General features: G+C 64.9%; 21 protein-coding genes. 11 read left to right on the forward strand and 10 right to left on the reverse strand.

What is annotated here, in order from left to right; translation table 11 throughout:
- Positions 1–3 precede the first annotated feature (3 nt).
- From ACTRWG_RS16500 to ACTRWG_RS16510, 3 genes are read left to right on the forward strand one after another with little or no spacing between them, the layout of a single operon-like run.
- A complete protein-coding gene (locus tag ACTRWG_RS16500) occupies positions 4–1,215 on the forward strand; it encodes an acetyl-CoA C-acetyltransferase (RefSeq protein ID WP_259972276.1) in 1,212 nt (403 codons plus the stop codon).
- Positions 1,215–1,700: a cupin domain-containing protein gene (locus ACTRWG_RS16505; RefSeq protein WP_435659792.1), complete on the forward strand. Its 486-nt coding sequence runs from the start codon at positions 1,215–1,217 to the stop codon at positions 1,698–1,700. The genes ACTRWG_RS16500 and ACTRWG_RS16505 overlap by 1 nt, the downstream gene beginning before the upstream one ends.
- Entirely contained in the window at positions 1,697–3,898 is a 2,202-nt protein-coding gene (locus ACTRWG_RS16510; RefSeq protein WP_462829615.1) for a 3-hydroxyacyl-CoA dehydrogenase NAD-binding domain-containing protein, read from the forward strand. The genes ACTRWG_RS16505 and ACTRWG_RS16510 overlap by 4 nt, the downstream gene beginning before the upstream one ends.
- Positions 3,899–3,965: 67 nt before the next feature.
- Here the strand turns inward: ACTRWG_RS16510 and ACTRWG_RS16515 are convergent, their stop codons facing one another.
- From ACTRWG_RS16515 to ACTRWG_RS16525, 3 genes are all read right to left on the reverse strand, one after another.
- Positions 3,966–4,646 carry a Hint domain-containing protein gene (locus ACTRWG_RS16515; RefSeq protein WP_462829616.1) on the reverse strand — a complete coding sequence of 227 codons (681 nt, stop codon included), beginning with the start codon at positions 4,644–4,646 and terminating at the stop codon, positions 3,966–3,968.
- 181 nt (positions 4,647–4,827) lie between these two features.
- Complete coding sequence (locus ACTRWG_RS16520; RefSeq protein ID WP_462829617.1) at positions 4,828–5,493, reverse strand: sulfotransferase family 2 domain-containing protein; 666 nt, start codon at positions 5,491–5,493, stop codon at positions 4,828–4,830.
- 182 nt (positions 5,494–5,675) lie between these two features.
- On the reverse strand, positions 5,676–6,599 hold the full coding sequence (locus tag ACTRWG_RS16525) for a DMT family transporter (protein ID WP_027238021.1): 924 nt from the start codon (positions 6,597–6,599) through the stop codon (positions 5,676–5,678).
- 76 nt (positions 6,600–6,675) lie between these two features.
- Here ACTRWG_RS16525 and ACTRWG_RS16530 point away from each other — a divergent pair, with 76 nt between their 5' ends.
- From ACTRWG_RS16530 to ACTRWG_RS16540, 3 genes are all read left to right on the forward strand, one after another.
- Positions 6,676–8,304: an AMP-binding protein gene (locus ACTRWG_RS16530; protein WP_027238022.1), complete on the forward strand. Its 1,629-nt coding sequence runs from the start codon at positions 6,676–6,678 to the stop codon at positions 8,302–8,304.
- A gap of 104 nt (positions 8,305–8,408) precedes the next feature.
- A complete protein-coding gene (locus tag ACTRWG_RS16535) occupies positions 8,409–9,419 on the forward strand; it encodes a hypothetical protein (RefSeq protein ID WP_027238023.1) in 1,011 nt (336 codons plus the stop codon).
- A gap of 102 nt (positions 9,420–9,521) precedes the next feature.
- The gene (locus tag ACTRWG_RS16540; RefSeq protein ID WP_027238024.1) at positions 9,522–10,334 is read left to right on the forward strand and encodes a class I SAM-dependent methyltransferase; all 813 of its coding nucleotides are present in this window, start codon (positions 9,522–9,524) and stop codon (positions 10,332–10,334) included.
- Between the two features lie 93 nt (positions 10,335–10,427).
- On the opposite strand, the gene ACTRWG_RS16545 is transcribed toward ACTRWG_RS16540, so the two are convergent.
- The 6 genes from ACTRWG_RS16545 to ACTRWG_RS16570 form a co-directional block, all read right to left on the reverse strand.
- Positions 10,428–11,642 (reverse strand): SPOR domain-containing protein, encoded by a 1,215-nt coding sequence (locus ACTRWG_RS16545; protein ID WP_027238025.1) that lies wholly within the window; start codon positions 11,640–11,642, stop codon positions 10,428–10,430.
- 179 nt (positions 11,643–11,821) lie between these two features.
- On the reverse strand, positions 11,822–12,454 hold the full coding sequence (gene upp / locus ACTRWG_RS16550; protein ID WP_027238026.1) for a uracil phosphoribosyltransferase: 633 nt from the start codon (positions 12,452–12,454) through the stop codon (positions 11,822–11,824).
- A 76-nt stretch (positions 12,455–12,530) separates the two neighbouring features.
- A complete protein-coding gene (locus tag ACTRWG_RS16555) occupies positions 12,531–13,742 on the reverse strand; it encodes a phosphopentomutase (protein ID WP_462829619.1) in 1,212 nt (403 codons plus the stop codon).
- Positions 13,742–15,046 carry a thymidine phosphorylase gene (locus tag ACTRWG_RS16560; RefSeq protein WP_462829620.1) on the reverse strand — a complete coding sequence of 435 codons (1,305 nt, stop codon included), beginning with the start codon at positions 15,044–15,046 and terminating at the stop codon, positions 13,742–13,744. Before ACTRWG_RS16560 ends, ACTRWG_RS16555 begins: the two co-directional genes overlap by 1 nt.
- A complete protein-coding gene (locus tag ACTRWG_RS16565) occupies positions 15,046–15,438 on the reverse strand; it encodes a cytidine deaminase (protein ID WP_462829621.1) in 393 nt (130 codons plus the stop codon). Before ACTRWG_RS16565 ends, ACTRWG_RS16560 begins: the two co-directional genes overlap by 1 nt.
- 91 nt (positions 15,439–15,529) lie before the next feature.
- A complete protein-coding gene (locus tag ACTRWG_RS16570; protein ID WP_462829622.1) occupies positions 15,530–16,618 on the reverse strand; it encodes a cupin domain-containing protein in 1,089 nt (362 codons plus the stop codon).
- Between the two features lie 163 nt (positions 16,619–16,781).
- On the opposite strand from ACTRWG_RS16570, the gene ACTRWG_RS16575 reads away from it, so the two are divergent.
- The 4 genes from ACTRWG_RS16575 to ACTRWG_RS16590 all read left to right on the forward strand — a co-directional run bounded on the left by ACTRWG_RS16575 (position 16,782) and on the right by ACTRWG_RS16590 (position 23,237).
- On the forward strand, positions 16,782–19,055 hold the full coding sequence (locus tag ACTRWG_RS16575; RefSeq protein ID WP_462829623.1) for an NADP-dependent malic enzyme: 2,274 nt from the start codon (positions 16,782–16,784) through the stop codon (positions 19,053–19,055).
- 47 nt (positions 19,056–19,102) lie between these two features.
- A complete protein-coding gene (locus tag ACTRWG_RS16580) occupies positions 19,103–19,498 on the forward strand; it encodes a GFA family protein (RefSeq protein ID WP_027238032.1) in 396 nt (131 codons plus the stop codon).
- A 262-nt stretch (positions 19,499–19,760) separates the two neighbouring features.
- Positions 19,761–21,650, forward strand: a complete 1,890-nt coding sequence (gene prpE / locus ACTRWG_RS16585) for a propionate-CoA ligase PrpE (protein WP_027238033.1) — start codon at positions 19,761–19,763, stop codon at positions 21,648–21,650.
- A gap of 144 nt (positions 21,651–21,794) precedes the next feature.
- Positions 21,795–23,237 carry an amidase family protein gene (locus tag ACTRWG_RS16590; protein ID WP_027238034.1) on the forward strand — a complete coding sequence of 481 codons (1,443 nt, stop codon included), beginning with the start codon at positions 21,795–21,797 and terminating at the stop codon, positions 23,235–23,237.
- A gap of 788 nt (positions 23,238–24,025) precedes the next feature.
- Here the strand turns inward: ACTRWG_RS16590 and ACTRWG_RS16595 are convergent.
- Complete coding sequence (locus ACTRWG_RS16595; RefSeq protein WP_027238035.1) at positions 24,026–24,787, reverse strand: NAD kinase; 762 nt, start codon at positions 24,785–24,787, stop codon at positions 24,026–24,028.
- Between the two features lie 169 nt (positions 24,788–24,956).
- On the opposite strand from ACTRWG_RS16595, the gene ACTRWG_RS16600 reads away from it, so the two are divergent.
- On the forward strand, positions 24,957–25,477 hold a 521-nt coding region (locus ACTRWG_RS16600), incomplete at its 3' end, for a PLP-dependent aminotransferase family protein (RefSeq protein ID WP_462829624.1).

Consider the following 25,477-nt stretch of genomic DNA (forward strand, 5'->3'; position numbering starts at 1 on the left):
AAGATGACAGACGCATATATCTATGACGCGCTGCGCACCCCGCGCGGCAAAGGACGCAAGGACGGCTCCTTGCATGAGGTGACCTCGGTCCGCCTCTCCGCCCTGACGCTGAACGCGATCAAGGAGCGCAACAACCTGGAAGGCCACGCGGTCGAGGACGTGATCTGGGGCAACGTGACCCAGGTGATGGAACAGGGCGGCTGCCTGGCGCGCTCCGCTGTTCTCGCCTCTGATCTGGACGAGCGCATCCCTGGTCTGGCGATCAACCGCTTCTGCGCCTCCGGCATGGAAGCCGTGAACCTGGCCGCAAACCAGGTGAAGGGCGGCGCGGGCGATGCCTATATCGCAGGCGGCGTCGAGATGATGGGCCGGGTTGCCATGGGCAGCGACGGTGCGGCAATCGCCGTGGACCCGAGCCTCGCGATGGAGACCTATTTCGTGCCGCAGGGCATCTCGGCCGATATCATCGCGACCGAGTATGGCTTTACCCGCGATCAGGCCGATGCGCTGGCGATGGAATCGCAGCGCCGCGCGGCCAAGGCGTGGGAAGAGAAGCGGTTCGAGAAATCGGTGATCACCGTCAAGGACCAGAACGGCCTGCCGATCCTGAGCCATGACGAATACATGCGGCCCGGAACCGACATGCAGACGCTGGGTTCGCTGAACCCGGCCTTCCAGATGATGGGCGAGCAGATGCCGGGCTTTGATAAGGTCGCGATGCTGAAATACCCGCATCTGGAGCGGATCAACCACATTCACCATGCGGGCAACTCCTCCGGCATCGTGGACGGCGCTGCGGCGCTGCTGATCGGCAACAAGGAGTTTGGCGAAAAGCACGGCCTGACGCCGCGCGCACGGATCAAGGCGACTGCCAAGATCGGCACCGATCCGACCATCATGCTGACCGGCCCGGTGCCGGTGACCGAGAAGATCCTGGCCGACAACGGCATGACCATCGGCGACATCGACCTGTTCGAAGTCAACGAAGCCTTTGCCTCTGTCGTGCTGCGATTCCAGCAGGCGTTTGACGTCGACCCCGACCTGGTGAACGTCAACGGCGGCTCCATCGCCATGGGCCACCCGCTGGGCGCCACCGGCGCGATCATCATCGGCACCCTGCTGGATGAGCTGGAGCGTCAGGACAAGCAAACCGGCCTCGCCACACTGTGCATCGCCTCGGGTATGGGCGCCGCAACGATCATCGAGCGGGTCTGATGCCGAAGCTGGACCTATCCCAACTGCCCTGGCGGACCGGATCGGGCTACCCCGGCAAGCTGGCCGAGGCCTGCAAGGGCCGCAGCGTGCAGCCGCTGGGGGATCCCGGCGGGCTCAGCCAGTTCGGCGTCAACATCGTCCGGCTGGAGCCCGGCGCGGCCTCTTCCTTGCGCCATTACCACATGGAGCAGGACGAGTTCGTGATGGTGACCGAGGGCAGCTGCACCCTGATCGACGATCAGGGCGCGCATGAAATGCAGCCCGGCGACTGCGCCGCCTTTCCGGCGGGCGAGGCGAACGGCCACCACCTGGTGAACCGTTCGGACAAGCCGGCAGCGTTTCTGGTGGTAGGAACCCGCACCGAAACCGAGACCGGCTATTACAGCGATTTGGACATGATGGTGAAATTTGCCGAAGGGCAGTTCACCTTCACCCGTAAGGACGGCAGCCCGCTGACGGCTGACCAGACTGGAGAGAACTCATGAGCGATTTCAAATACGACGTGGACGCGGACGGCGTCGCAATCATCACCTGGGACGCCGAGGGCAAGAGCATGAACGTCCTCACCCGCGAGGCCTTTGGCCTGGTGGAGGAGTACGTGGACCGTGCACTGGAAGACGAGGCCGTGAAGGGCATCGTGATCACCAGCGGCAAGAAGGACTTTGCCGGCGGCATGGATCTGAACGTGCTGGCCACCATCCGCGAGGAATCGGGCGACAACCCGGCCCAGGGCCTGTTCGACTTCACCATGGGCGGCCACCGCATCCTGCGCAAGCTGGAGCTGGCGGGCATGGACCCCAAGACCAAGAAGGGCGGCAAGCCGGTGGCCTGCGCCATCAACGGCACCTGCGCGGGCATCGGCACCGAGATTGCGCTGGCCTGCCATCACCGGGTGATGACCGACAACCCGAAGGCCAAGATCGGCCTGCCGGAAATCATGATCGGTATCTTCCCCGGCGGCGGCGGCACCATGCGGTACTCCCGCATGGTGGGCGCGATGGCGGCGGCCCCTGTCCTGCTGGAAGGCAAGATGATGGACCCGAAAAAGGCCAAGGGCGCGCAGCTGATCGACGCCGTGTCTGAGGATCCGCTGGCGGCTGCCAAGGACTGGGTGCTGAACGCCAAGGACGCCGATCTGGTCAAGCCCTGGGACGCCAAAGGCTACAAGATGCCGGGCGGCGCACCCTATCACCCCGCGGGCTTCATGACATTTGTCGGTGCCTCCGCGATGGTGCACGGCAAGACCCAGGGCGCCTTCCCTGCGGCCAAGGCGCTGCTGTCCTCGATCTATGAAGGCGCGCTGGTCGATTTCGACACCGCCCTCAAAATCGAAGCGCGCTGGTTCACTCATGTGCTGATGAACCCGTCCTCCTCTGCCATGATCCGCAGCCTGTTCTTGAACAAGCAGGCGCTGGAAAAAGGCGCAGTGCGGCCCGCCGGCGTGCCGGACCAGTCGGTGAAGAAAATCGGCGTGCTGGGTGCCGGCATGATGGGCGCAGGCATCGCGCTGGTCTCGGCACAGGCGGGCATGGAAGTGGTCTTGATCGACCGCGACCAGGACGCCGCCGACAAGGGCAAGGCCTATTCCGCCGCCTACATGGACAAGGGCATCAAGCGCGGCAAGGCGACCGAGGAGAAGAAAGAGGCGCTGCTGGCGCAGATCACCGCCACCACCGATCTGGACGCGCTGAAAGGCTGCGACCTGATCATCGAAGCGGTGTTCGAGGATCCGGGCGTCAAGGCCGAGATGACCAAGAAGGTCGAGGCGATCATCCCCGAAGACTGCATCTTTGCCTCCAACACCTCCACCCTGCCGATCACCGAACTGGCCAAGGCCTCAGGCCGTCCGGAGCAGTTCATCGGCATCCACTTCTTCTCACCGGTTGAGAAGATGTTCCTGGTGGAGATCATCAAGGGCAGGGAGACCGGCGACCGCGCGGTGGCCAAGGCGCTGGACTATGTGCGCCAGATCCGCAAGACGCCGATCGTGGTCAACGACGCGCGCTTCTTCTACGCCAACCGCTGCATCATCCCCTACATCAACGAAGGGATGCGGATGATCACCGAGGGCGTCTCGCCCGTCCTGATCGACAACGCCGCACGCCAGCTGGGCTTCCCGGTGGGACCGGTGCAGCTGACGGATGAGACCTCGATTGACCTGGGCGCCAAGATCGCGCGGGCGACCAAGGCGGCGATGGGCGATGCCTATCCGGAAAGCCCGGCAGACGATCTGATTTTCTGGATGGAAGAACAGGGACGTCTGGGCCGCAAGTCGAACGCGGGCTTCTTTGAGTATGACGACAAGGGCAAGCGCGTCGAATACTGGAAGGGCCTGCAGGAGAAATATCCGCTCGCGGCTGAACAGCCCGATCTGATCGAAGTGCAGGAACGGCTGATGTTCGCGCAGGTGCTGGAAGCGGTGCGGGCGCTGGAAGAAGGCGTGCTGATGGACATCCGCGAGGGTGACGTGGGCGCGATCCTGGCCTGGGGCTTTGCGCCCTGGTCGGGCGGTCCGCTGAGCTGGCTGGACATCCTGGGCACACCTTATGCAGCGGAGCGCTGCGACAGCCTGACCGAGAAGTTCGGCGAGCGCTTCACCTGCCCGGCGCTGCTGCGCGAAATGGCGGAGAAGGGCCAGAGCTTCTATACCCGTTTCGCCCCGGAAAAATCCGCGGCGGCCTGACGGCACTTCTGAAAATCAAAAACGGCCGGGGTTTTCCCCGGCCGTTTTTTCCGTCCTGCTGCGCGGATCAGCTCAGCGGCGGCTGATATTCTGCCCCGGTCATGGCGGCACCGGGGGCCGCCCACTGCTCGTCCCCGGCCATCATCGACAGCACCAGCCCGCGCGCCTCATCCGGCGGCAGCACCCTGTAGGCGCCTTCCTCCTGATAGACCCGCCCGCACATCAGATCGCGCGGCGCCGCGGAAAACCCCAGCATCCCAGCCTCCAGATAGATCACCTGATCCTGGGCAAAACGCGGCGTGACCAGATCCAGCTGCGCCCCCGGATGCATCCGGCGGATGCCGCGGTAGCCCTCCAGCGCGCAGGCAGGCACCACCGCGAAGGGGTCGCCGCGGGCATCCTCCACCAGGTCGCTCTCCAGCAGCACGCCCTGATCCGGCATCAGCCACAACGGCACCCGGTTCATCAGCGCATCGCGCGGCACCAGCAGCGGGCAGCGGGCCGGTTCCAGCTCCCCCTCGCCCGGCAGAACGGTTTCGCGCTGCAATTCCACGATGGTCTGCATCCCGTGATCAAAGGTCAGCACCTTGTCGCCCGCCGTCAGCGCCTCCACCGGGCGCCAGCCCAGGTTGGAAGCCACATGGGTGCCCGCCAGGAAGCCGCCCTGCCCAACGGGGATCAGGGGGAATCCGCTGTTCATGGCCCGTCCCATCGAGACCTGCGAGCGTTTCAGAAGCCAATCCAGCATCCGAGATCCTTTCCTGCGGCCGCGGTTGAAACCCTGCCAGCCAGGCCGGTCTTTTCCTTCGTTTCTTGCCACTTATGGGCCGGAATTGAGGCAAAAACCGGTCAATGTTTACGTTTCGCGCCAGTCCGCCTGCCCGGTGCCTGTTTGAACCCCGCACTGGCGGCCTCAGCGCTGCATCACGTCACTTGGATAGGAGGAAATCGTTAAAAGAGTATTCAAATTGCGCGATATCCTGCGCGCAGGCGTCGGCTATGGCCTCCGCCGCGGCATCGTCGTAATAGATCCGCCAGTCGCGCTGGCGGCCGCTTTCGTTGATGCGCGGCAGGTCCAGCTCAAAACCGAGGTGATTAAACAGCGGCCGTGCGTCGCTCTGGAAATGCTCCAGCCGGATATAGAGCCGGCACTGCTCTGTTCCATCGGCATGCCGCATGTAGGAGGATGCCGGGCTGGCGCGGAAGGCGCTGATGATGTCCGGATGCTGCACAAACGCACGGAACTCCTGACCCTGCGCCAGACCGATGGCCGGATGATCAAAGCTCTGCTCCCGCAGCCAGTGATAATAGCTCACCGCCCGGTCCCAGGGGTTGCGCACCAGGGTGAAGGCAAACAGCCCGCGCAGCTTTTCCTGCGGCACCAGCCCTTCGATATCGGCCAGCGTGGAGTGCTTCCACAAGCGCCCGCGCGCCTGCGTGTTCCGCAGGCGGCGGCGGCGCTTCAGCGCTTTCGGGGTATCGCCCAGCATCATGTCGTCCGCCATGGCGCGCGCCTCCAGCGCCAGCGACAGGGCGGTGCCGCCGGTCTTGGGGATGTGGATAAAGACGTATCTGCGGCCCGGGGACAGGATCATGCGCTGACCCTAGGGCATTGATCCGCTGATGGAAATGCAGATCTGCACCTTGTGGCGCAGGCCGCCGGCGGGGGGCGTTGCGGAAAGATGACAGCGCCGTGCGGCCCGCCTCTTCACCTTTGCGCAGATACTCCGGGGTGAATTGGCCCGCCAGGGCCAAGAGGGGCAGCGCCCCTGCCCGCCTACCGCGAGCGCAGCGCGATGGTGCTTCCGGCGGCAATGATCAGCGCAATCCCCAGCATCTGCCACCCGTTCAGCATCTGCCCCCAATAGGCCCAGGCGACGCCCGGGCCGACGATCATCACCGAGTATTCGAACACGGCGACATAAGACGCCTCACCCAGCTGGTAGGCCTTGGTGATCAGGAACACGCCGCCCACCGCCGCGCAGCCCTGCAGCAGGATCAGGTGCGAGATCTCCCACAGCGGCCAGACCCAGCCGCGGGTGACAAAGCCGTCAGCGCCCGCAGGCACGTCTTGCGGCCAGACCTCCAGACCCGCCAGCAGCATCGCGCCCAAGGCGCCCTGCACCAGCAGGTAGATGAACAGCATCGCCACCGTGCTTTCGCCCTGGCAGTAAAGCCCTGTCGCCAGAGAGCCGAGCGCATAGAACAGCCCGCCCGCCACCGGCACCAGGATCAGCCAGTTGAAGGCCGCCGGGTCCGGCTGCAGCACCATCAGCACGCCGGCAAAGCCGCACAGCACCGCAGCAACCCGGACCCAGCCGATCCGCATCCGCAGGAACAGCACCGAAATCACCACGATCAGGATCGGCGAGGTGAACAGCCCCGCCAGCGCCTGGGCAATCGGCATCAGCGCCACGGCGGAGAAGTAGAACACCATCGACACCGCCACCAGAACCGCCCTGAGCAGCACCGCGCCGAAGTTGCGGGGGCTGAGCCCGCCCAGCCCGGCCCGCGCCATCAGCCACAGGAACGGCAGTGCGACAAATGTGCGCAACAGGTAGAACTGGCCCAGCCCGATGGTCTCAGCCATCAGCGGCACGACGTTGTCTGTGATGCCGATGATCAGCATCGCAGCCAGCATAGACTGCGCGGCGGCAGCCTGGCTGCCGGCAACGGGGGCTAGGGTTGCTGTTTGTTTCATACCCTTCCCATTGCCCGCAACTTTCCGCAATATCTGTCCTCTAAGCGACACCAAAGTGATTCAGGGGAGGAAACTGATGGGGTGGATGGCGGATGAAACCGGTCTGGAGAAGACCGCCGCAAATTATGTGCCGCTGACGCCGCTGTCGCATCTGCAGCGGGCAGCACAGGTGTTTCCGGATCGTCCGGCCGTGGTCTATGGCAAGCACCGCAAAACCTATGCCGAGTATCATGAGCGCTGCACGCGGCTGGCTTCGGGCCTGGCCAAGCTGGGGGTCAAGCCCGGTGATGTGGTGGCGACCCTGCTGCCCAACATACCCGCCCAGGCGGAGGCGCATTTCGGGGTGCCAGCCTGCGGCGCCGTGCTGAACACCATCAACACCCGGCTGGATACCAGCACGGTCGCCTATATATTTGAGCACGGCGAAGCCAAGGCGGTGCTGGTCGACCCGCAGTTCCTGGAACTGGCGGAGGCCGCCGTGGAGGAGATGGAAGGCCCGGCCCCTGTGCTGATCGAAGTGGCGGATGATCAAGCCACCTGGCACGCCACCGGCCGCCACACGGAATACGAGGCGCTGCTGGTCGGCGGCGACCCGGATTTCCAGTGGATCATGCCCGAAGACGAATGGGAAAGCCTGGCGCTGAACTATACCTCCGGCACGACCGGGCGGCCCAAGGGCGTGGTCTACCATCACCGCGGTGCATATCTCATGACCATGGGCACGGTGGTGTCCTGGCGGATGGTGCTGCACCCTGTCTATCTGACCATCGTGCCGTTGTTTCACTGCAACGGTTGGAACCACACCTGGATGATGCCGCTGGTGGGCGGCACCCTGGTCTGCTGCCGCGATATCAGCGCACAGAACATTTACAATGCCATTCACTACGAGGGCGTCACCCATTTCGGCGGCGCGCCGATCGTGCTGAACATGCTGGTAAACGCATTGGACGAGGAGCGGCGCACCTTCGACCACACGGTCGAGGTCTTCACGGCAGGCGCCCCGCCCGCCCCGGCGACGCTGTCGAAGATCGAGGACCTGGGCTTTAACATCACCCATGTCTACGGGCTGACCGAAACCTTCGGCCATGTCACCGAATGCTACTGGAAGACAGAGGACTGGGACGGGCTGGACAAGGCAGGCATCGCCGCCAAGAAGTCCCGCCAGGGTGTCGCCATGCCAATGCTGGAGCCGGTGGTGGTGCGCGACAGCGAACACAACGTGCTGCCGATGGACGGCCAGAGCCAGGGAGAGATCGGGTTGCGCGGCAATGTGGTGATGAAGGGCTACCTGAAGAACCCGGAGGCCACGGCCGAGGCCTTCAAGAACGGCTATTTCAACTCCGGCGACCTCGCCGTGCAGCACCCCGACGGCTATATCCAGATCGCAGACCGGGCCAAGGATATTATCATCTCGGGGGGCGAAAATATCTCCTCGGTCGAGGTGGAGGGTGTGCTGATGGCGCATCCGGATGTGCTGCTGGCCGCAGTTGCGGCGATGCCGGATGAGAAATGGGGTGAGGTGCCTTGCGCCTTTGTCGAGCTGAAGCCCGGCTCCAGCACCGACGAGGCGGCGCTGATCGCCTTCTCGCGGGAGACGCTGGCAGGCTTCAAGGCGCCCAAGAAAGTGGTGTTCCAGGAGCTGCCCAAGACCTCCACCGGCAAGATCCAGAAGTTTGAACTGAGGAAAATCGCCAAGTCTCTGTAAGAATTCTGGGCGAAACGGCTTCAGGGGCGGCAAAGCAAATTGCCGCCCCTGTTTTATGTGATTATTCTGGCGGCAACGATAAACACGGGGGCCGGGCGGGCTGCATGACGGCATTGAAGGAATTCGAGCGGCTGGAGGCTGCGGGCTTGTGGCGCGCAGATCCGGAGGCGCAGCGGCGGGATGTGATCATCTCGCTGGGCGATGCGACGCTGACCATTGCCAGCATGAACGACCGGCCGCTGGCGCATTGGTCGCTGGCGGCGGTGGAGCGCGCCAATCCCGGCGTGTTCCCGGCCCTGTTCCACCCCGATGGCGATCCCGGCGAAACGCTGGAAATCGCCGAGGATGAGACCGCCATGCTGGAGGCGATTGCCCGGGTGCAAAACGCGATCGGGCGGTCGCGCGCGCGGCCCGGGCGGCTGCGGGCGGTCAGCATCCTGGGCACGCTGGCGCTGGTTCTGGCGCTGCTGGTGCTGTGGCTGCCCGGCGCCGTCACCCGCCACGCCGTCAGCGTGGTGCCCGAGATCAAGCGCAAGGCCATCGGCCAGGCGCTGCTGGGGCGGATCGAGCGGGTCTCCGGCCCGGCCTGCGCCACGCCTGAGGCGGCGCCGATCCTGAAAGACCTGGCGCAGCGCACCGGGGTGCGGCAGCTGGCGATCCTGCGCTCCGGCATTCCCGGCAGCCTGCATCTGCCAGGTGGTATCGTTTTGCTGAACCGCTCCTTTGTGGAGGATTTCGAGGATCCTGCAGTGGCGGCCGGCGCGATTCTGGCGGAGCGTGCCCGGGCTGGGGCCCGCGACCCGATGGTTGATCTGCTGGAGGCGGGCGGGGTTCTCGCCTCGTTCAAACTGCTGACCACCGGGGATGTGGACCGGTCCACGCTGGACGCCTACTCCGAGACCACCCTAGCCAGCCCCCGCCCCGCGCTTGCGGATCAGGTGCTGCTGGCGGAGTTCGCCCGCGCTGCTCTCCCCTCCTCGCCCTATGCTTATGCGCTGGATATCACCGGTGAATCGGTGCTGGGCCTGATCGAGGCCGACCCGATGGCCGGCCGCGAGCTGGAGCCGGTTCTGAACGACCGCGACTGGGTGCAGCTGCAAAACATCTGCGGCTGACCCCGCCGGCGTCCATCCCCCGCCTCCCCGCCAATCGCGAAAATGCGCCGGATCTGCTAGGATCGTGAAATCTGCGCAAATGCACGTTCAGGGGGGTGGGTCATGACGGAGAATGCAGCCAGTTTCACGGGGGATATTCCCAGTCACTACGACAGCGGCCTGGGACCGGTCATTTTCCAGGACTATGCAGATGACCTGGCGGACCGCTGCCGCAGCCTTGCCCCGCAAGATGTCCTGGAGCTGGCTGCAGGAACAGGGATTGTTTCGCAGCGGCTGCGCAGCAAGCTGCCGCCGGGCTGCAAGCTGACGGTTACGGATTTGAACGAACCAATGCTGGAGCTGGCAAAGGCAAAGCTGCCCGACACCACGAATCTCGCCTTCCAGCCTGCCGATGCGATGGCGCTGCCCTATGCCGATGGCAGCTTTGATCTGATTGCCTGCCAGTTCGGGGTGATGTTCTTTCCGGATAAGGCCGCCGCCTTCCGGGAGGCCGCGCGGGTGCTGAGACCCGGCGGGCATTATATCTTCAACGTGTGGGCGCCGATGGCGAAAAACCCGTTTGCGGAAATTGCCGACACCGAAGCCGCGCGGTTTTTCCCGGAAGATCCGCCGGGTTTCTACAAGGTGCCGTTCCATTACGGCGCCCCCGAAGCCGTGAAGGCGGATCTGAACGGAGATGACTGGGCTGAGACCAGCCATGACCCCGTCACGCTGGAGAAAACCCTTGATGATCCAGAAAGATTCGCTGAGGCGCTGGTCTATGGCAATCCGATGATCGACGAAATCCGCAGCCGGGGCGGCGTTGATCCCGATGAGGTCGCCAGCGCCATCCTGGACGCCCTTCGCAGCCGCTTCGGACCGCCGCCGCTGCGGATGCCCCTTGCTGCTTTTGTCTTTACCTGCCGGCGGAATTAGCGCCGGATTGCAGGCTGTCACCGGCACATGCCGTGCAGCAACGGCAAAAGGCCGGGCAGAGACCCGGCCTTTGCACCATTTTTTCGAGAACTGCTACCTGCTGAGCCGGGCGCCGCTGAAACCCGCACGCTGCACCCTGGCCAGCGCCGCTGCGGCCTGGCCGCTGTTGCGGTAAGGTCCCGCCAGAACCACCTTGTAGGGCCGGCCCTTGCGGCTGACGGTGCCAAGCCGCACCTGCAGACCGGCCCCGGCTAGCTTGCGGGCGGCGGCGCGGGCCTGTTCCGCGCTGGCATAGGTGGCGGCCCGGACGTAGCGCTGTGCCGTAACGGCTGACTTCGGCGCTGCCGTGCCGGGCGCCGAGCGGGTGGAAATGCGCAGCTCTGATGCCCCGGCCTCTGCCGGGCTGCGGCGGGCGTCGCGCGGCAGGCTCACCGTGGGACGGTCCAGCGGCAGCCTCACCAGTTTGCGCGGCACGCCATCGGTCCAGATCCGCGCCATCTGCGCGTCCCCCTGCGGCGAGCGCAGACCGCGCATCGGGTTCAGGCGGCCGTCCCCGCGCTCAACCAGCAGATAGCCGGGCGGAACCTTGGCAGCACCGTTCAGCACCGCAGGCCGGACCGTGCGCACCGCGCGCTGCGGATTGAGGCGCCCGTCGGTCCAGACCGGCCGGTAGCCCTGGGGCACCTGGAAACTGTTGCTGAGGCGGCGGTCCTGGTAGATGTGCGTCTGCACCACCCGGGTGTTCGGTGTCAGCGCCACGGAGGACTGCGGCGCAGCGGCGGCGGGCGCCAGAGCAGGAGCGGGGGCTGCCTGCACCACTTCCTTGACCGCGGGCCCGGGGGCAGCGGCAGGCGCCGGGCGGGCGCTGGCGGTTTGCGGAGTGCGGCGCGGTTTGGCTGTGGTCACCGCCGTGGGCGGCGGGGCGGCCGCAGCAGGCGCGGATTCGGCCTGCGCAGCCGGAGCGGGCTGGGCTGCCGCCGTCTGCGCGGGCTGCTGGCTGGGCTCCAGCGTGATCAGCTCCGGCGCGGCGGCGCGCGGCTGCTGGCGGGTGGTTCCGGCCAGCTCTGTCGGCTGCATGCCGCAGATCTGCTTGCGCGAGCGCGTCACCCGCGGCACCCAGGTCACGTTGCCGTCGATGCCTGCCCGGATATAGACGCAGCCGCGGCTGTCGACAAATTGCCGGCCGTCGTAGGAGGCTGGCGGATATTCGGCGGGCGGGCTGGTTGGGCGCAGGGTTTGTGCCTGTACACCTGCCGCGCCTGACGTCGCCGCGATGATGGCCAGTGCAATAATTCTAGTTATTTTCATTCCTGCGCCCCACAAAATATGGCTGCAGGATGCCTGACTCTGGCTTGTGAGTAAAGATTCTGCGGCAACAATAGGGCTGCGCCGCGGCAATTTTTGCGCCAATTGGAGCTAGTGTCCGCAAGGGCCGGGTCTGCCCGCGTGCGGCCAAGGCGCCGTGAGGCGCCTTGGCGCTGTTGCGGTTACTTGGTGCCGAACATCCGGTCGCCCGCATCGCCCAGGCCCGGCAGGATATAGCCCTTGGCATTGATTTCGCGGTCCAGCGACGCGGTGACGATCGGCACATCCGGATGTGCTTGCTTCATCCGGGCAACGCCTTCGGGCGAGGCCAGCAGGCACAGGAAGCGGATGTTGTTGGCGCCGGCCTCCTTCAGCAGGTCGACGGCAGCAGCAGAGCTGTTGCCGGTGGCCAGCATCGGATCCACCGCAATCACCAGACGGTCCTTCAGGCCTTCGGGCGCCTTGAAATAATACTGCACCGGCTCCAGCGTTTCCTCGTCGCGGTAGAGGCCGACAAAACCGACGCGGGCCGAAGGGATCAGCTCCAGCACGCCGTCGAGCATACCGTTGCCCGCGCGCAGGATCGACACCAGCGCCAGCTTCTTGCCCGCCAGGATCGGCGCTTCCATTTCCTCCATCGGGGTTTCGATGTTGGTGGTGGTCAGCGGCATCTCGCGGGTGATCTCATAGGCCAGCAGCTGGGTGATCTCGCGCAGCAGGCGGCGGAAGCCCGCTGTGGACGTGCCCTTGTCCCGCATCAGGGTCAGCTTGTGCTGCACAAGCGGGTGATCAACAACGGTCAGGTGGTCGGTCATGGGGCACTCCTAAAGTTTGGTTTTGCGCGCTTTTACGGGCTTGGCCGGAACAGGCAAGCGGGTTTTGACCATCGGGTCAAAGAAAGCTCTTGCCCGGGCCTTGGGCCGGGACGTCCAGATGGGCCGCGATCGAGGCCGCCACATCTGCGAATTTGACCTGCCCGACGGGGCCTGCGTCAAGCCCCGCGATCAGAACCGGCACCTGTTCGCGGGTGTGGTCGGAGCCGGGCCAGCTGGGATCATTGCCGTGATCGGCGGTCAGCAGCAGCATGTCGCCCTTGCGCAGCTTAGGCAGCAGGCGGCCGATTTCACCATCGAACCACTCCAGCGCCCGGGCATAGCCCGAGATGTCCCGGGTGTGGCCGTACAGGCTGTCGAATTCGACGAAGTTGGCGAATGTCAGGCTGCCGTCCTCTGCCGTCTCCACTGCGTCGAACAGATGCTCCATCAGCTGGGCATCAGCGCCTTTTTTCAATGTGTTGATGCCGGACATGGAGAAGATGTCGCCGATCTTGCCGATGGCGTGGACCTTGCGCCCGGCGTCCTGCACCCAATTGGTCAGCACCGGCGCAGGCGGGGTGATGGCATAATCGCGGCGGTTGGTGGTGCGGGTGAACCCCTGTTCCGCCGACCCGATGAAGGGGCGCGCGATGACCCGGCCGACCTTCATCGCATGCAGGCGCGGGGCAATGGCTTCGCACAGTTTCAGCAGGCGGTCGAGGCCGAAGGTCTCCTCATGAGCGGCAATCTGAAAGACGCTGTCGGCGGAGGTATAGCAGATCGGCCGGCCGGTCCGCATGTGTTCAGCCCCTAGGTCATCGAGGATCACCGTGCCGGAAGCGTGGCAGTTTCCCAGAATGCCGTCGGTGCCCGCCTGTTCCGCGACAAAGTCAGTCAGATCCTCGGGGAATGACGGCGCCTGATCGGGGAAGTAGTGCCAGTCCCAGGGCACCGGAAGGCCCGCCAGCTCCCAATGGCCCGAGGGCGTGTCCTTGCCGCGGCTGAGTTCGCTGGCACAGCCCCACCGGCCTTGCGGTTCGGTGTCCAGCCCCGGAAACGGCACGGAGGACGCCAGCCGCATCGCCGCGCCGAGGCCAAGACGTTCCATGTGCGGCACGTGCAGCGGGCCGCTGCGGCCCTGCTCTGCCTTGCCGGCGGCGCAGGCCTGGGTGATGTGGGCCAGCGTGTTGGCGCCAAGGTCCGGCAGATCGCCGTTGAAGAAGGTCCCGGCGTCGGGCGCGCCGCCGATGCCGACGGAGTCCATCACCACAAGGAAGGCACGGGGCATCAGGAGATCCTTTCGTGAACCAGCGGCGGCAGGGCGTCCGGCGCCTCGCCGATGGAGACCGCCGCGAGAAGCGCCGCCTCCGCCATCTCTGCCGCATCATCGCTGGCCGCGTGGATGCGGGCAAGGGTGTCCCCTGCCCCGACCTGCTGGCCCAGGCGGACGATGTCCGAAATCCCGACACCCGGGTGGATGCGGTCGCTTTCCACCATGCGGCCGCCGCCTAGGCTGACAACCGCCAGCCCGAGCGCTTCGCCGTTCATGGCAGCGACATGGCCCGCTGAGGGCGCTTTAACCTCGCGGGTGACTTCTGCGCCGGGCAGATCGTCCTGCCAGCTGGCGGTAAAATCCGCAGGTCCGCCCAGGGCCGCGATCATCCGGGCAAAGCGGTCCGCAGCGCGGCCATCGGTGAGCGTGGCGGTGATCTTGGCCGCGCCCTCCGCCGTATCCGCGGCCAGACCGGCGTGGGCCAGCAGTTCGCCGCCCAGAACCGCCGAGATTTCGGCCAGCGGGCCGGATGCATCGCCGGTCAAGACGCGCATCACCTCTGCCACCTCCAGCGCGTTGCCCAGGGCCGGCGCCAGCGGCTGGTTCATGTCGGTGATCAGCGCCGAGGTCTTGCAGCCGGCCGCATTGGCGGTATCGCACAGGGATTGCGCCAAGGCGCGGGCCTCATCGGCGGTTTTCATAAACGCGCCGGAGCCGATCTTGACGTCCAGCACCAGCGCGTCCGGGCTGGCGGCCAGCTTCTTGGACAGGATCGAGGCGGTGATCAGGTCGACACTTTCGACTGTCGCGGTCACGTCGCGGATGGCATACAGCCGCTTGTCCGCCGGCGCGATCTGCGCGGTGGCGCCGACAATGGCACAGCCCACGTCCTGCATCATGCCCCGCAAGCGGTCCTCGCTGACCTGGATGGAGACGCCTGGAATGGCCTCCAGCTTGTCCAGGGTGCCGCCGGTGTGGCCCAGGCCCCTGCCAGAGATCATCGGCACATAGGCGCCGCAGGCGGCCAGCGCCGGCGCCAGCAGCAGCGAGACGCAGTCGCCCACCCCGCCGGTGGAGTGCTTGTCCAGCACCGGCCCGTCCAGATCCCACTCCAGCACGTCACCAGTGTCGCGCATCGCCAGCGTCAGCGCGCGACGGCCCTCGACGCTGAGGCCCTGCAGGCAGACGGCCATGGCAAAGGCCCCGGCCTGCGCGTCGGAGACAGCGCCGCTAGCAAGCCCTTCGGCAAACCAGCGCAGCGCGTTCTCGCCGGGGGTTTCGCCGCGCCGCAGCTGCGCGTTGATGGCGCGGGCGTCCATCAGCTGCGCTCCATATGGTCCGTATCAAAGGCGCCGGGCAGCAGCTCGCCTATGGTGGTTTCCTCCTCGGCGCCGTCAGTGGTGGCCATGATGACCTTCACATCGCCGGTGCCGAATTCCTTGATCTTCTGGCGGCAGCCGCCGCAGGGCGTGATCGGCGACGGGCAATCGGCGATCACATAGACCTCCGCCAGTTCCTTTTCCCCGGCGGCAACCATCGCGGCGATGGCGCCGGCCTCGGCGCAGGTGCCTTCGGGATAAGCCACGTTTTCGACGTTGCAGCCCACATAGATCTGGCCGGAGGCAGAGCGGATGGCAGCGCCGACCTTGAAGTTTGAATAAGGCGCGTGGGCGTTTTCGCGGACGGCGGCGGCAGCGGCTTTGAGGCTCATGGCGATTCCCCGGTTTTTTTGATCATTTGGTCAAGATGCCGCAGGATAGCGGAAATGCCCCGGGGAGCGAAAGCCCCCGGGCGCGGTTCCGTCACTGCCCCAGAGTGGTGTTGAACACGCCGGGCAAGGTCACCTCCAGCAGTTCCACGTCCTGCGAAGGTTCACTGAGGCGGGTTTTCATGCCCGGCGGAATGACAAAGGCGTCGCCCTGCTCCAGCCGGTAAGGCTCCCTGCGCTCGCCCTCCAGCGTGACCGTGCCGTTCATCACAAAGGTGAAATGAATGTCGGTGTCATGCGCGGCCCATTGCGGCGCGCCATCACCCCGGCGCAACACCTGCACGCCGGCGACGCCCTTGGTGTTCTCGGCAATTGTGGTGTCGCGGCATATGTAGCCCGGCAGACGGAACGGCACCCATTCGGCACCCTCCGCCCTGTTGTAGACAAAGCGCTGGCCCTGCCATTCCCGTTCGGGGCGGTAATCCGGTGTCGGCAAGGTCATCTCGTGGTCGATTTCGGTGACGTGTTCTGCCGGCACGCCGATTTCGATCACCTGGACATTGTCGCTCGCCTCCAGCACGCGGTGGCGGATTTCCGGCGGCTGGATGAAGCAGTCGCCCGCTGTGAGCCGCATCTTGTCGCCCTGATCCTCATAGACCACATCGACCCAGCCGTGGATGCAGAAGATCAGCTGAAAGCCGACCCGGTGGAAATGCACCATGTCCGGCACCGGGCCGCCGTCGGGAATGCGGATGTGGCTGGCGATGATCGAGCCGCCCAGCCGGTCCGGCACCAGGTCGCGGTAGTGCATCCCCGCGCGGCCGATGATCCAGGGCGCCTGGTCCTTGAGGCGGCGGACCACAAAACTGTGCACCGTTTCCGGCATCACCATCGGCGGGTGGCGCTTCTCGATCTCCACCATGGTGCCGTTGGGCGCGGTCAGGCGGCGCTGGCCTTCGGCAAATCCATCAGGATCTTCAGTCAGAATGCGGATTGTGCCGGGGCTTTCCTGTGCCCCTTTTTCGATGCGCAGACGCAGGCCGTGGCCGGAAAAAACCGCGGTGCGCGGATCATCTGCCGGATAGATCATGTCCATCTTCATGCCCAACACCTTGGTGTAGAACGGTATATCGTTCCGCAGCTCCTGAGTGGGCAGGCGGATTTCGGCGATTGTATCGCTCATTTTTCACTCCCTTTTCATTTGCCCGGAACTGTGGCCGCAGGGCAGGCTTTATGCAAGAAGCCGCCGCCCGCCCGCCGCCGCGCCCGTTTGCGTCAGTTTGGACTAGGTTTCCGGCAGAAAAAATGGTTTAACACTAAACAATACGATTTTCGAGGAGCGCCAGATGTCCGACCCACAGAACCTGCGCCAAGCCGCACTCAACTATCACGAGTTTCCGCGCCCCGGTAAGCTGGAGATCCGGGCGACCAAGCCGATGGCCAACGGGCGCGATCTGGCGCGCGCCTACTCCCCCGGCGTCGCTGAAGCCTGCACCGAGATCAAGGCGGATGCGGCCAATGCCGCCCGCTACACCTCGCGCGGGAACCTAGTGGCGGTGGTGTCGAACGGCTCAGCCGTTCTGGGGCTGGGCAACATCGGTGCACTGGCCTCCAAGCCTGTGATGGAAGGCAAGGCGGTTTTGTTCAAGAACTTCGCGGGCATCGACTGCTTTGACATCGAGGTCAACGAAAGCGATCCCGAGAAACTGGCGGATATCGTCTGTTCGCTGGAGCCGACCTTTGGCGCGATCAACCTTGAAGACATCAAGGCGCCGGACTGCTTCATCGTTGAGAAGATCTGCCGCGAGCGCATGGGCATTCCGGTCTTCCACGACGACCAGCATGGCACCGCGATTGTCGTGGGCGCGGCAGCCAAGAACGCGCTGCATGTGGCAGGCAAAAGCTTTGAGGAGATCAAGATCGTCTCCACCGGCGGCGGCGCCGCGGGGATTGCCTGCCTCAACATGCTGGTGAAGCTGGGCGTGAAGCGGGAAAACATCTGGCTGTGCGACATTCACGGGCTGGTTTACGAGGGCCGCGAAGAGGACATGAACCCGCAGAAAGCGGCCTTTGCCCAGGCATCTGACCTGCGCACGCTGGATGAGGTGATGGATGGCGCGGATCTGTTCCTCGGCCTGTCCGGCCCCAACGTGATGAAGCCGGAGATGGTGGAGAAGATGGCGAAGCGTCCGATCATCTTTGCCTTGGCCAACCCGACGCCGGAGATCATGCCGGACCAGGCGCGCAAGGTGGCGCCCGATGCGATCATCGCCACGGGCCGCAGCGATTTCCCCAATCAGGTCAACAACGTGCTGTGCTTCCCCTTCATCTTCCGCGGGGCGCTGGATGCGGGGGCGACAGAAATCAACGATGCGATGCAGATTGCCTGTGTCGACGGTATTGCAGAGCTGGCCCGCGCCACCACCAGCGCCGAGGCCGCGGCGGCTTACAAGGGGGAGCAGCTGAACTTCGGCGCCGACTATCTGATCCCCAAACCGTTCGACCCGCGTCTGGTGGCGGTTGTGTCCTCTGCTGTGGCCAAAGCGGCGATGGAAAGCGGCGTGGCGACCCGCGCGATCGAGGATATCGAGGCCTATAAGCAGAGGCTGAACCAGACCGTGTTCAAGTCCGCCCTGCTGATGCGCCCGGTGTTCGAGGCCGCCCGCGCCGCCGCCCGGCGGATCGTGTTTGCCGAGGGCGAGGACGAGCGGGTGCTGCGTGCCGCGCAGGCGATCCTGGAGGAAACCACCGAGACCCCGATCCTGATCGGCCGTCCGGAAGTGATCGAACGCCGCTGCGAGAAGCTGGGTCTGGACGTGCGCCCGGGCCGCGATTTCCAGCTGGTGAACCCGGAAAACGACCCGCGCTATTACGATTACTGGAACAGCTATCACAAGGTGATGCAGCGCCGCGGGGTGACGCCGGATCTGGCCAAGGCGATCATGCGCACCAATACCACCGCCATCGGCGCCATCATGGTCCACCGCGGCGAGGCCGACAGCCTGCTGTGCGGCACCTTCGGCGAGTACCGCTGGCATATGAATTACGTGCAGCAGGTTCTGGGCGGCAACAGCTATTCCCCGCACGGGGCGCTGTCGATGATGATCCTGGAGGACGGCCCCCTGTTCATCGCCGACACCCACGTGCGGATCGAGCCGACGCCGGAGCAGATCGCCGAAACCGTGATCGGCGCGGCCCGCCATGTGCGCCGCTTCGGGATCGAGCCGAAAATCGCGCTGTGCTCTCAGTCGCAATTCGGCAATATCGCCTGCGACACCGGCAGCCGGCTGCGCGACGCGCTGGAGATCCTCGACGACAAGCGCCGGGACTTCTCCTATGAAGGCGAGATGAACATCGACACCGCGCTGGACCCGGATCTGCGCGCGCGGATCTTCCCCAATTCCCGGCTGGAAGGCGCCGCCAATGTGTTGATCTTTGCCCATGCCGACGCAGCCTCGGGCGTGCGCAACATCCTGAAAATGCGGGCCGGCGGGCTGGAAGTGGGGCCGATCCTGATGGGCATGGGCAACCGGGCCCATATTGTGTCGCCCTCGATCACCGCGCGGGGCCTTTTGAATATGGCCGCCATTGCCGGCACCCCGGTGGCGCACTACGGTTAATTCCGCGGCCAAGGAAAACCGCTGGCCGCCCACCCAGGGAGGCCAGTATGAGAGGGCATTGCCACTGCGGCGCCGTGCATTGGGAGAGCCAGGCCGAGGCGGCCTGGAGCTGTTATTGCCACTGCGCCGACTGCCGCCGCATCTGCGCGGCACCCGTCACCGCTTTTTTTGCCTTGCCGCACGAGGCGGTGAATTGGTCCGGCGCCGAGCCGAAGGTCTACAACTCGTCCCAAGGCGTCGAGCGGCTGTTCTGCGGCACCTGCGGCACCCAGATGGCCTACCGCACCGCCAGGGATGGCGTGAACCTGCATCTGTACACCGCAACGCTGGAAAGCCCCGGCACGACGCCACCGCGCTTTCACGTGTTCCACTCCGAACATGTCAGCTGGCTGCACCTTCAAGACAGCCTGCCCCGCTATGCCAAGCTGTCCGGCGAGGAGTGATTCTGTCCGGCCCGGCGGCGGGTCAGCGGCGGAGTTTGCAATTTTGCAATTCTGCAGGGGCTTTCCTGAAAACTCCGCGCCAAAAACCTGTTTGCAAAGCGGATTGGCTGCAAACGGCAAACCGGGTGTAAATTCTGTAAAGCCACGATGGAAATCCGCCTGCAAACTGTAAATTCTTTGACGAACCTTGCGTGCCCCTTGCGCAAAACTTGCCCGGTCCCCGGTTCGTCGCCTACGCAGATGGCAGGAGGAGATAGACACCATGGGATATCAGGATACTTACGCCGCGTGGAAACAGGACCCGGAAGGTTTCTGGATGGAAGCCGCCAAGCAAATCAGCTGGGACGAGGCCCCCAAGCAGGCGCTGTTTGACAAGGGCGAGGGCCTTTATGAATGGTTTGCCGATGCCAAGGTGAACACCTGCTACAACGCTGTCGACCGCCACGTCGAAGAAGGCCGCGGCGAGCAGACCGCAATCATCTACGACAGCCCGGTCACCCATACCAAGCGTGAAATCTCCTATGTCGAGCTCAGGAACCGTGTCGCCACCCTGGCCGGCGCGCTGCGCGCCAAGGGCGTCGAGAAGGGCGACCGCGTCATCATCTATATGCCGATGATCCCCGAGGCGCTGGAAGCGATGCTGGCCTGCGCCCGCATCGGCGCGGTGCATTCGGTGGTGTTCGGCGGTTTTGCTTCCAACGAACTCGCCGTGCGCATCGACGATGCCAAGCCCAAGGCGATCATCGCCGCTTCCTGCGGCATCGAGCCGGGCCGGATCGTGCATTACAAGCCGCTGCTGGACGGTGCCATCGACCTGGCGGAGCATAAGCCCGAGTTCTGCGTGATCTTTCAGCGCGAACAGGAAGTGGCGGAGCTGATCCCGGGCCGCGATGTGAACTGGCACGGCTTCCAGTACGGTGTCGAACCGGCCGAATGCGTGCCGGTCGAGGGCAACCACCCCTCCTACATCCTCTACACCTCCGGCACCACCGGCCAGCCCAAGGGGGTGATCCGCCACACCGCGGGCCAGCTGGTGGCGCTGAACTGGACCATGAAGAACATCTATAACGTCGATCCCGGCGATGTGTTCTGGGCGGCCTCGGACGTGGGCTGGGTCGTCGGCCACAGCTATATCTGCTACGGGCCGCTGATCCACGGCAACACCACCATCGTCTTCGAGGGCAAGCCCGTCGGCACGCCGGATGCGGGCACCTTCTGGCGGGTGATTTCCGAGCATAAGGTGAAAAGCTTTTTCACCGCCCCCACCGCCTTCCGCGCGGTGAAGCGGGAGGATCCCAAGGGCGAATTCGTCAAGAAATACGATCTGAGCTGCCTTGAGCAGGTCTATCTGGCGGGCGAACGTGCGGACCCCGACACCATCACCTGGGCGCAGGAACAGCTGAAGGTGCCGGTGGTCGACCACTGGTGGCAGACAGAAACCGGCTGGTCGATTGCCGCCAACCCGCTGGGGATCGAGGAGCTGCCGACCAAGCTCGGCTCGCCTGCGGTGCCGATGCCGGGCTATGAAGTGGATATCCTTGACGAGGGCGGCAACCCGGTTGCCGCGGGCGAGCTGGGCGCGATTGCCGTGAAACTGCCGCTGCCGCCGGGCACGCTGCCGACCCTGTGGAACGCCGAGGACCGCTTTAAAAAGAGCTACCTGACCACCTTCCCCGGCTACTATGAGACCGGCGATGCCGGCATGAAAGACGAGGACGGCTACCTTTACATCATGGCGCGCACCGATGACGTGATCAACGTGGCGGGCCACCGGCTGTCGACCGGCGGCATGGAAGAAGTGCTGGCAGGCCATCCGGACGTTGCCGAATGCGCCGTGATCGGCGTGGCGGACAGCCTTAAGGGGCAGATGCCGGTGGGCTTCCTGTGCCTGAACTCGGGCGCGGACCGCGACCACGGCGAAGTGGTGTCCGAGGTCGTGAAACTGGTGCGGGAGAAGATCGGCCCGGTGGCCGCCTTCAAGCTGGCGGTTGTGGTGGACCGGCTGCCCAAAACCCGCTCCGGCAAGATCCTGCGCGGCACGATGGTGAACATCGCCGATGGAACGCCCTGGAAGATGCCCGCAACCATCGACGATCCAGCCATCCTGGACGAGATCACCGCGGCGCTGCAGAGCATCGGCTACGCCAAATAACGCGCGCGTTTCCCGGCGCGGGAAACGGCCAATAATCCTGCGAGGGTTTTTGAAGGCTCCGCCACCAGGCGGAGCCTTTCTGCCGTCCGGTTTTGCTTGCAACTCCGCCCTGCCTGCCTAGGCTGCGGCCTGGGAGGCCTTTGCATGACGAAACCGGACATCTGGCGCTTAAGCGCCACCGAACTGACCGCACTGACCCGCGCCGGGGATCTGAGCGCAGAGGACGCAATCCAGGCCTCAATTGACCGGATGAATGCGGTGAACCCGGCCTTGAACGCAGTCGTCGAGGACCTGAGCGCGGAGGCGCTGGAGCGTGCGCGCGCGCTCGACAAGGCGCGTGAGGGCGGCGCTGAGCCAGGCCCGCTGCACGGGGTGCCGGTGACCATCAAAATCAACATCGACCAGACGGGCCACGCCACCTCAAACGGGGTCGTTGCGCTGAAAGACCTGATCGCCCCGGCGGACGCCCCAGTCGTGGAAAACCTGCACAAGGCCGGCGCGGTGGTGATCGGGCGGACCAACACGCCGGAGTTCTCCTTTCGCGCCGACACCGACAATCCGCTGCACGGGCGCACCTATAACCCCTGGGGGCGGCATATTTCCCCTGGCGGCTCCTCCGGCGGTGCGGGGGCGGCCGTGATGGCCGGGATCGGTGCACTGGCCCATGGCAATGACATCGGCGGCAGCTTGCGCTTTCCCGCCGCCGCCAATGGCGCGGTTACAGTAAAGCCGGGCTTGGGCCGGGTGCCGGCCTGGAATCCCAGCCAGACGGCGGAACGCGGGCTGCTGGCGCAGCTGATGTCAGTGCAGGGGCTGATCACCCGCACGGCAGAGGACCTGCACTTGTCGATGGCTTCGCTGATTGCCGCCGATCCGCGCGACCCGTTCCATGTGCCCGGCCCATGGCGCGGCGCGGCGCTGGAGGGGCCGGTTCGGGTGGCCTTCACCAAGAACACCCACGGCTACGAGCTGCATCCGGAAGTCGAAGCTGCGCTGGACTTTGCGCGCGATGCCCTGGCGGATGCGGGTTACGTTGTCGAAGAAGTGGAGCCTCCGAATGTCTTTGAGGCCGGACGCACCGGCTACCGCGCGCTGATGGGCGAGATCTATGCGCTGATGAAGCAGGATGTGGATGCCGCCGGCTCGCAGACTGTACGGGATATCTTTGCCGTCTACTTTCAGGAGTTTCCGCCGTTTGCCGGCGATGAGCTTCTGCAGATGATGGCCAAGCGCACCCATTACGCGCGGCAATGGTCGCTGTTCATGGAAGAGTATCCGCTGGTGCTGTCGCCCTTCCTGCCGCAGCCTTTCTTCCGGCCCGACCGCGACACCGAAGGCGCTGAAGGTGTGCATGAGGTGCTGGGCTGCGCGGTTTACTCCTATGCGATGAATTACCTCGGCCTGCCTGCGGCCTCCGTCCCGGCCCGGCTGGCGCAGCTGACCAATGGCCCGCAGCCGATCAACGTGCAGATCGCCGCCCGCCGCTGGCGCGAGGATCTGGCCGTGGATGCCTGCGCCGCGATCGAGGCCCGTGCCGGCCGCATGTGCCTGCCCCTGTGGGAGAAGATGCAGGCCGGTTCCGCCTGAGACCGGCGGCCGTCAGAGGGTGTGCGTCTCGCAAGCAGCGGGTTACGGGGCGTGGTCCGTTTGACCGCAACTGGCAGGGCGCGCCGGGTTACAGATGCAGGACGCTCTGGCGGCCTGACGGCTTTCAGGGCGCCGCATATCAATCGGACTGCCACAAAAAAATGACCTGCTGAGTGCCCGCACAACGCAATGCAAGCCTCAGGGGCCCCTGTAATCACACGTTCTTTGAAGCTCGTGGGAGGGTCTGCTGGCCATGACGCCAAGGGTGCGGGTTACGGGTCGGGCGCATGTATACAGCAGCCACACACGCCAAGCGCACGGAGACACCCCTGCAAGCTGGCGGATTTCCCAAGCAAGCACCTGGATTTCAGGCCACTGTTTCAGCCCGGGGTTCAGGCCAGTGTTTCAGGCCGATATTTCATACCGGAAATACCGCCACGGCCCTGCAGCGTCACAGGCCGGCATCAGCATGTACTCAGGGCAGACAAGCACAACGGGCGGACATAAGGTCCCGGGGAACGGAGTGAACCGCCCCCGGGGAACTTCCATACTCAGACAACTCGCTACAAACAGCGCCCGTCCCGCCATAAAAGGCGGACCCGGCTTCGGGCGCAGGCTCCGTGGGCGCTACCGGCTGGAAACAATTGCACTGGTTATTCAAACCACGCCGGTACGGCACTCTGGCGCTTCAGCCCTGGGGCAGACGCCATCCACATCTGCCTGTGGAAAAGCATCGCATGAAATCGTTACCGGGGAGTTCACAAACTCGTGAAGGTTCCGTTAAACGGTTAAGTAAACTGCTCGGAAATAAGCCTTTCCTCCAGCCCATGGCCAGGATCGAACAGAATCTTGTGGCGGACTTCCGGATCCGTGCGGATCTCGACCCAGTCGATATCGGCCACCGAGATCGAGTCCGCATCGGCCATCACCGGGCGCTTGTCGGCCTCCAGCACGTCAAAGCGCACCATCGCGTTGCTGGGCAAAAGCGCGCCGCGCCAGCGCCGTGGGCGGAAGGCGGCAATGGCAGTGAGCGCAAGCACATCGGCCCCGATCGGCAGGATCGGCCCATGCGCCGAGTAGTTGTAGGCGGTGGAGCCCGCCGGTGTCGACACCAGCGCCCCGTCGCAAACCAGCTCCTCCATCCGGACCCGGCCATCCACCGACACCTTGAGCCGTGCCGCCTGCGGGCCGGCGCGCAGCAGCGACACCTCGTTGATCGCCAGCGCCTTGTGAACCTCGCCGCGGCGGTCCATCGCGGTCATCGACAGCGGGTTGATGATCTCCTGAACCGCATCCCCAAGCCGCTCGATCAGCCCGTCTTCACGGTATTCATTCATCAGAAAGCCGACAGTGCCGCGGTTCATGCCGTAAACCGGCGCCGGGTGGTTTACCATGCTGTGCAGTGTGCGCAGCATGAACCCGTCCCCGCCGAGCGCCACAATTACATCCGCCTCTTCGGGGGGCACATGGCCATAACGGCGGGTCAGTTCGGCGAGGGCTTCCTGGGCAACCTCCACTTCGCTGGCCAGAAAGGCGATTCTCAAACCCATCAAATCTGTTTCCGGTATTAGGCAACTGGTTCCGAAACAATCACAGCTTTCCGCCAAAGGCCATAGTTGCCGTTCTGTCGCAGGGAAATGTCGCTTTACAGGCTTCCTGCGCAAAGATGTTTCCGATAGGAAATCCCTCAATTCTGACCCCTGCTCAAACGGAGCCACCATGACTGAAGCGACCCGTGATCCCGGCTTTTTCACCCAATCCCTCGCCGAGCGCGATCCTGAGCTTTATGCCTCGATCACCGCGGAACTGGGCCGCCAGCGCGACGAGATCGAGCTGATTGCCTCCGAGAACATCGTCTCTGCCGCGGTGATGGAAGCGCAAGGCTCTGTCCTCACCAACAAATACGCCGAAGGCTACCCGGGGCGCCGCTACTACGGCGGCTGCCAGTATGTCGACGTCGCCGAAAACCTGGCGATCGACCGCGCCAAGCAGCTCTTTGGCTGCGAATTCGCCAACGTGCAGCCGAACTCCGGCAGCCAGGCGAACCAGGGCGTGTTCCAGGCCCTGCTGAAGCCCGGCGACACCATCCTGGGCATGGATCTGGCCTCCGGCGGCCACCTGACCCACGGCGCGGCGCCGAACCAGTCGGGCAAGTGGTTCAACGCGGTGCATTACGGCGTGCGCAAAAGCGACAACCTGATCGACTACGACCAGATCCAGGCGCTGGCCACCGAGCACCG

Source organism: Leisingera sp. G5_S3_59_S7 (assembly GCF_054968485.1).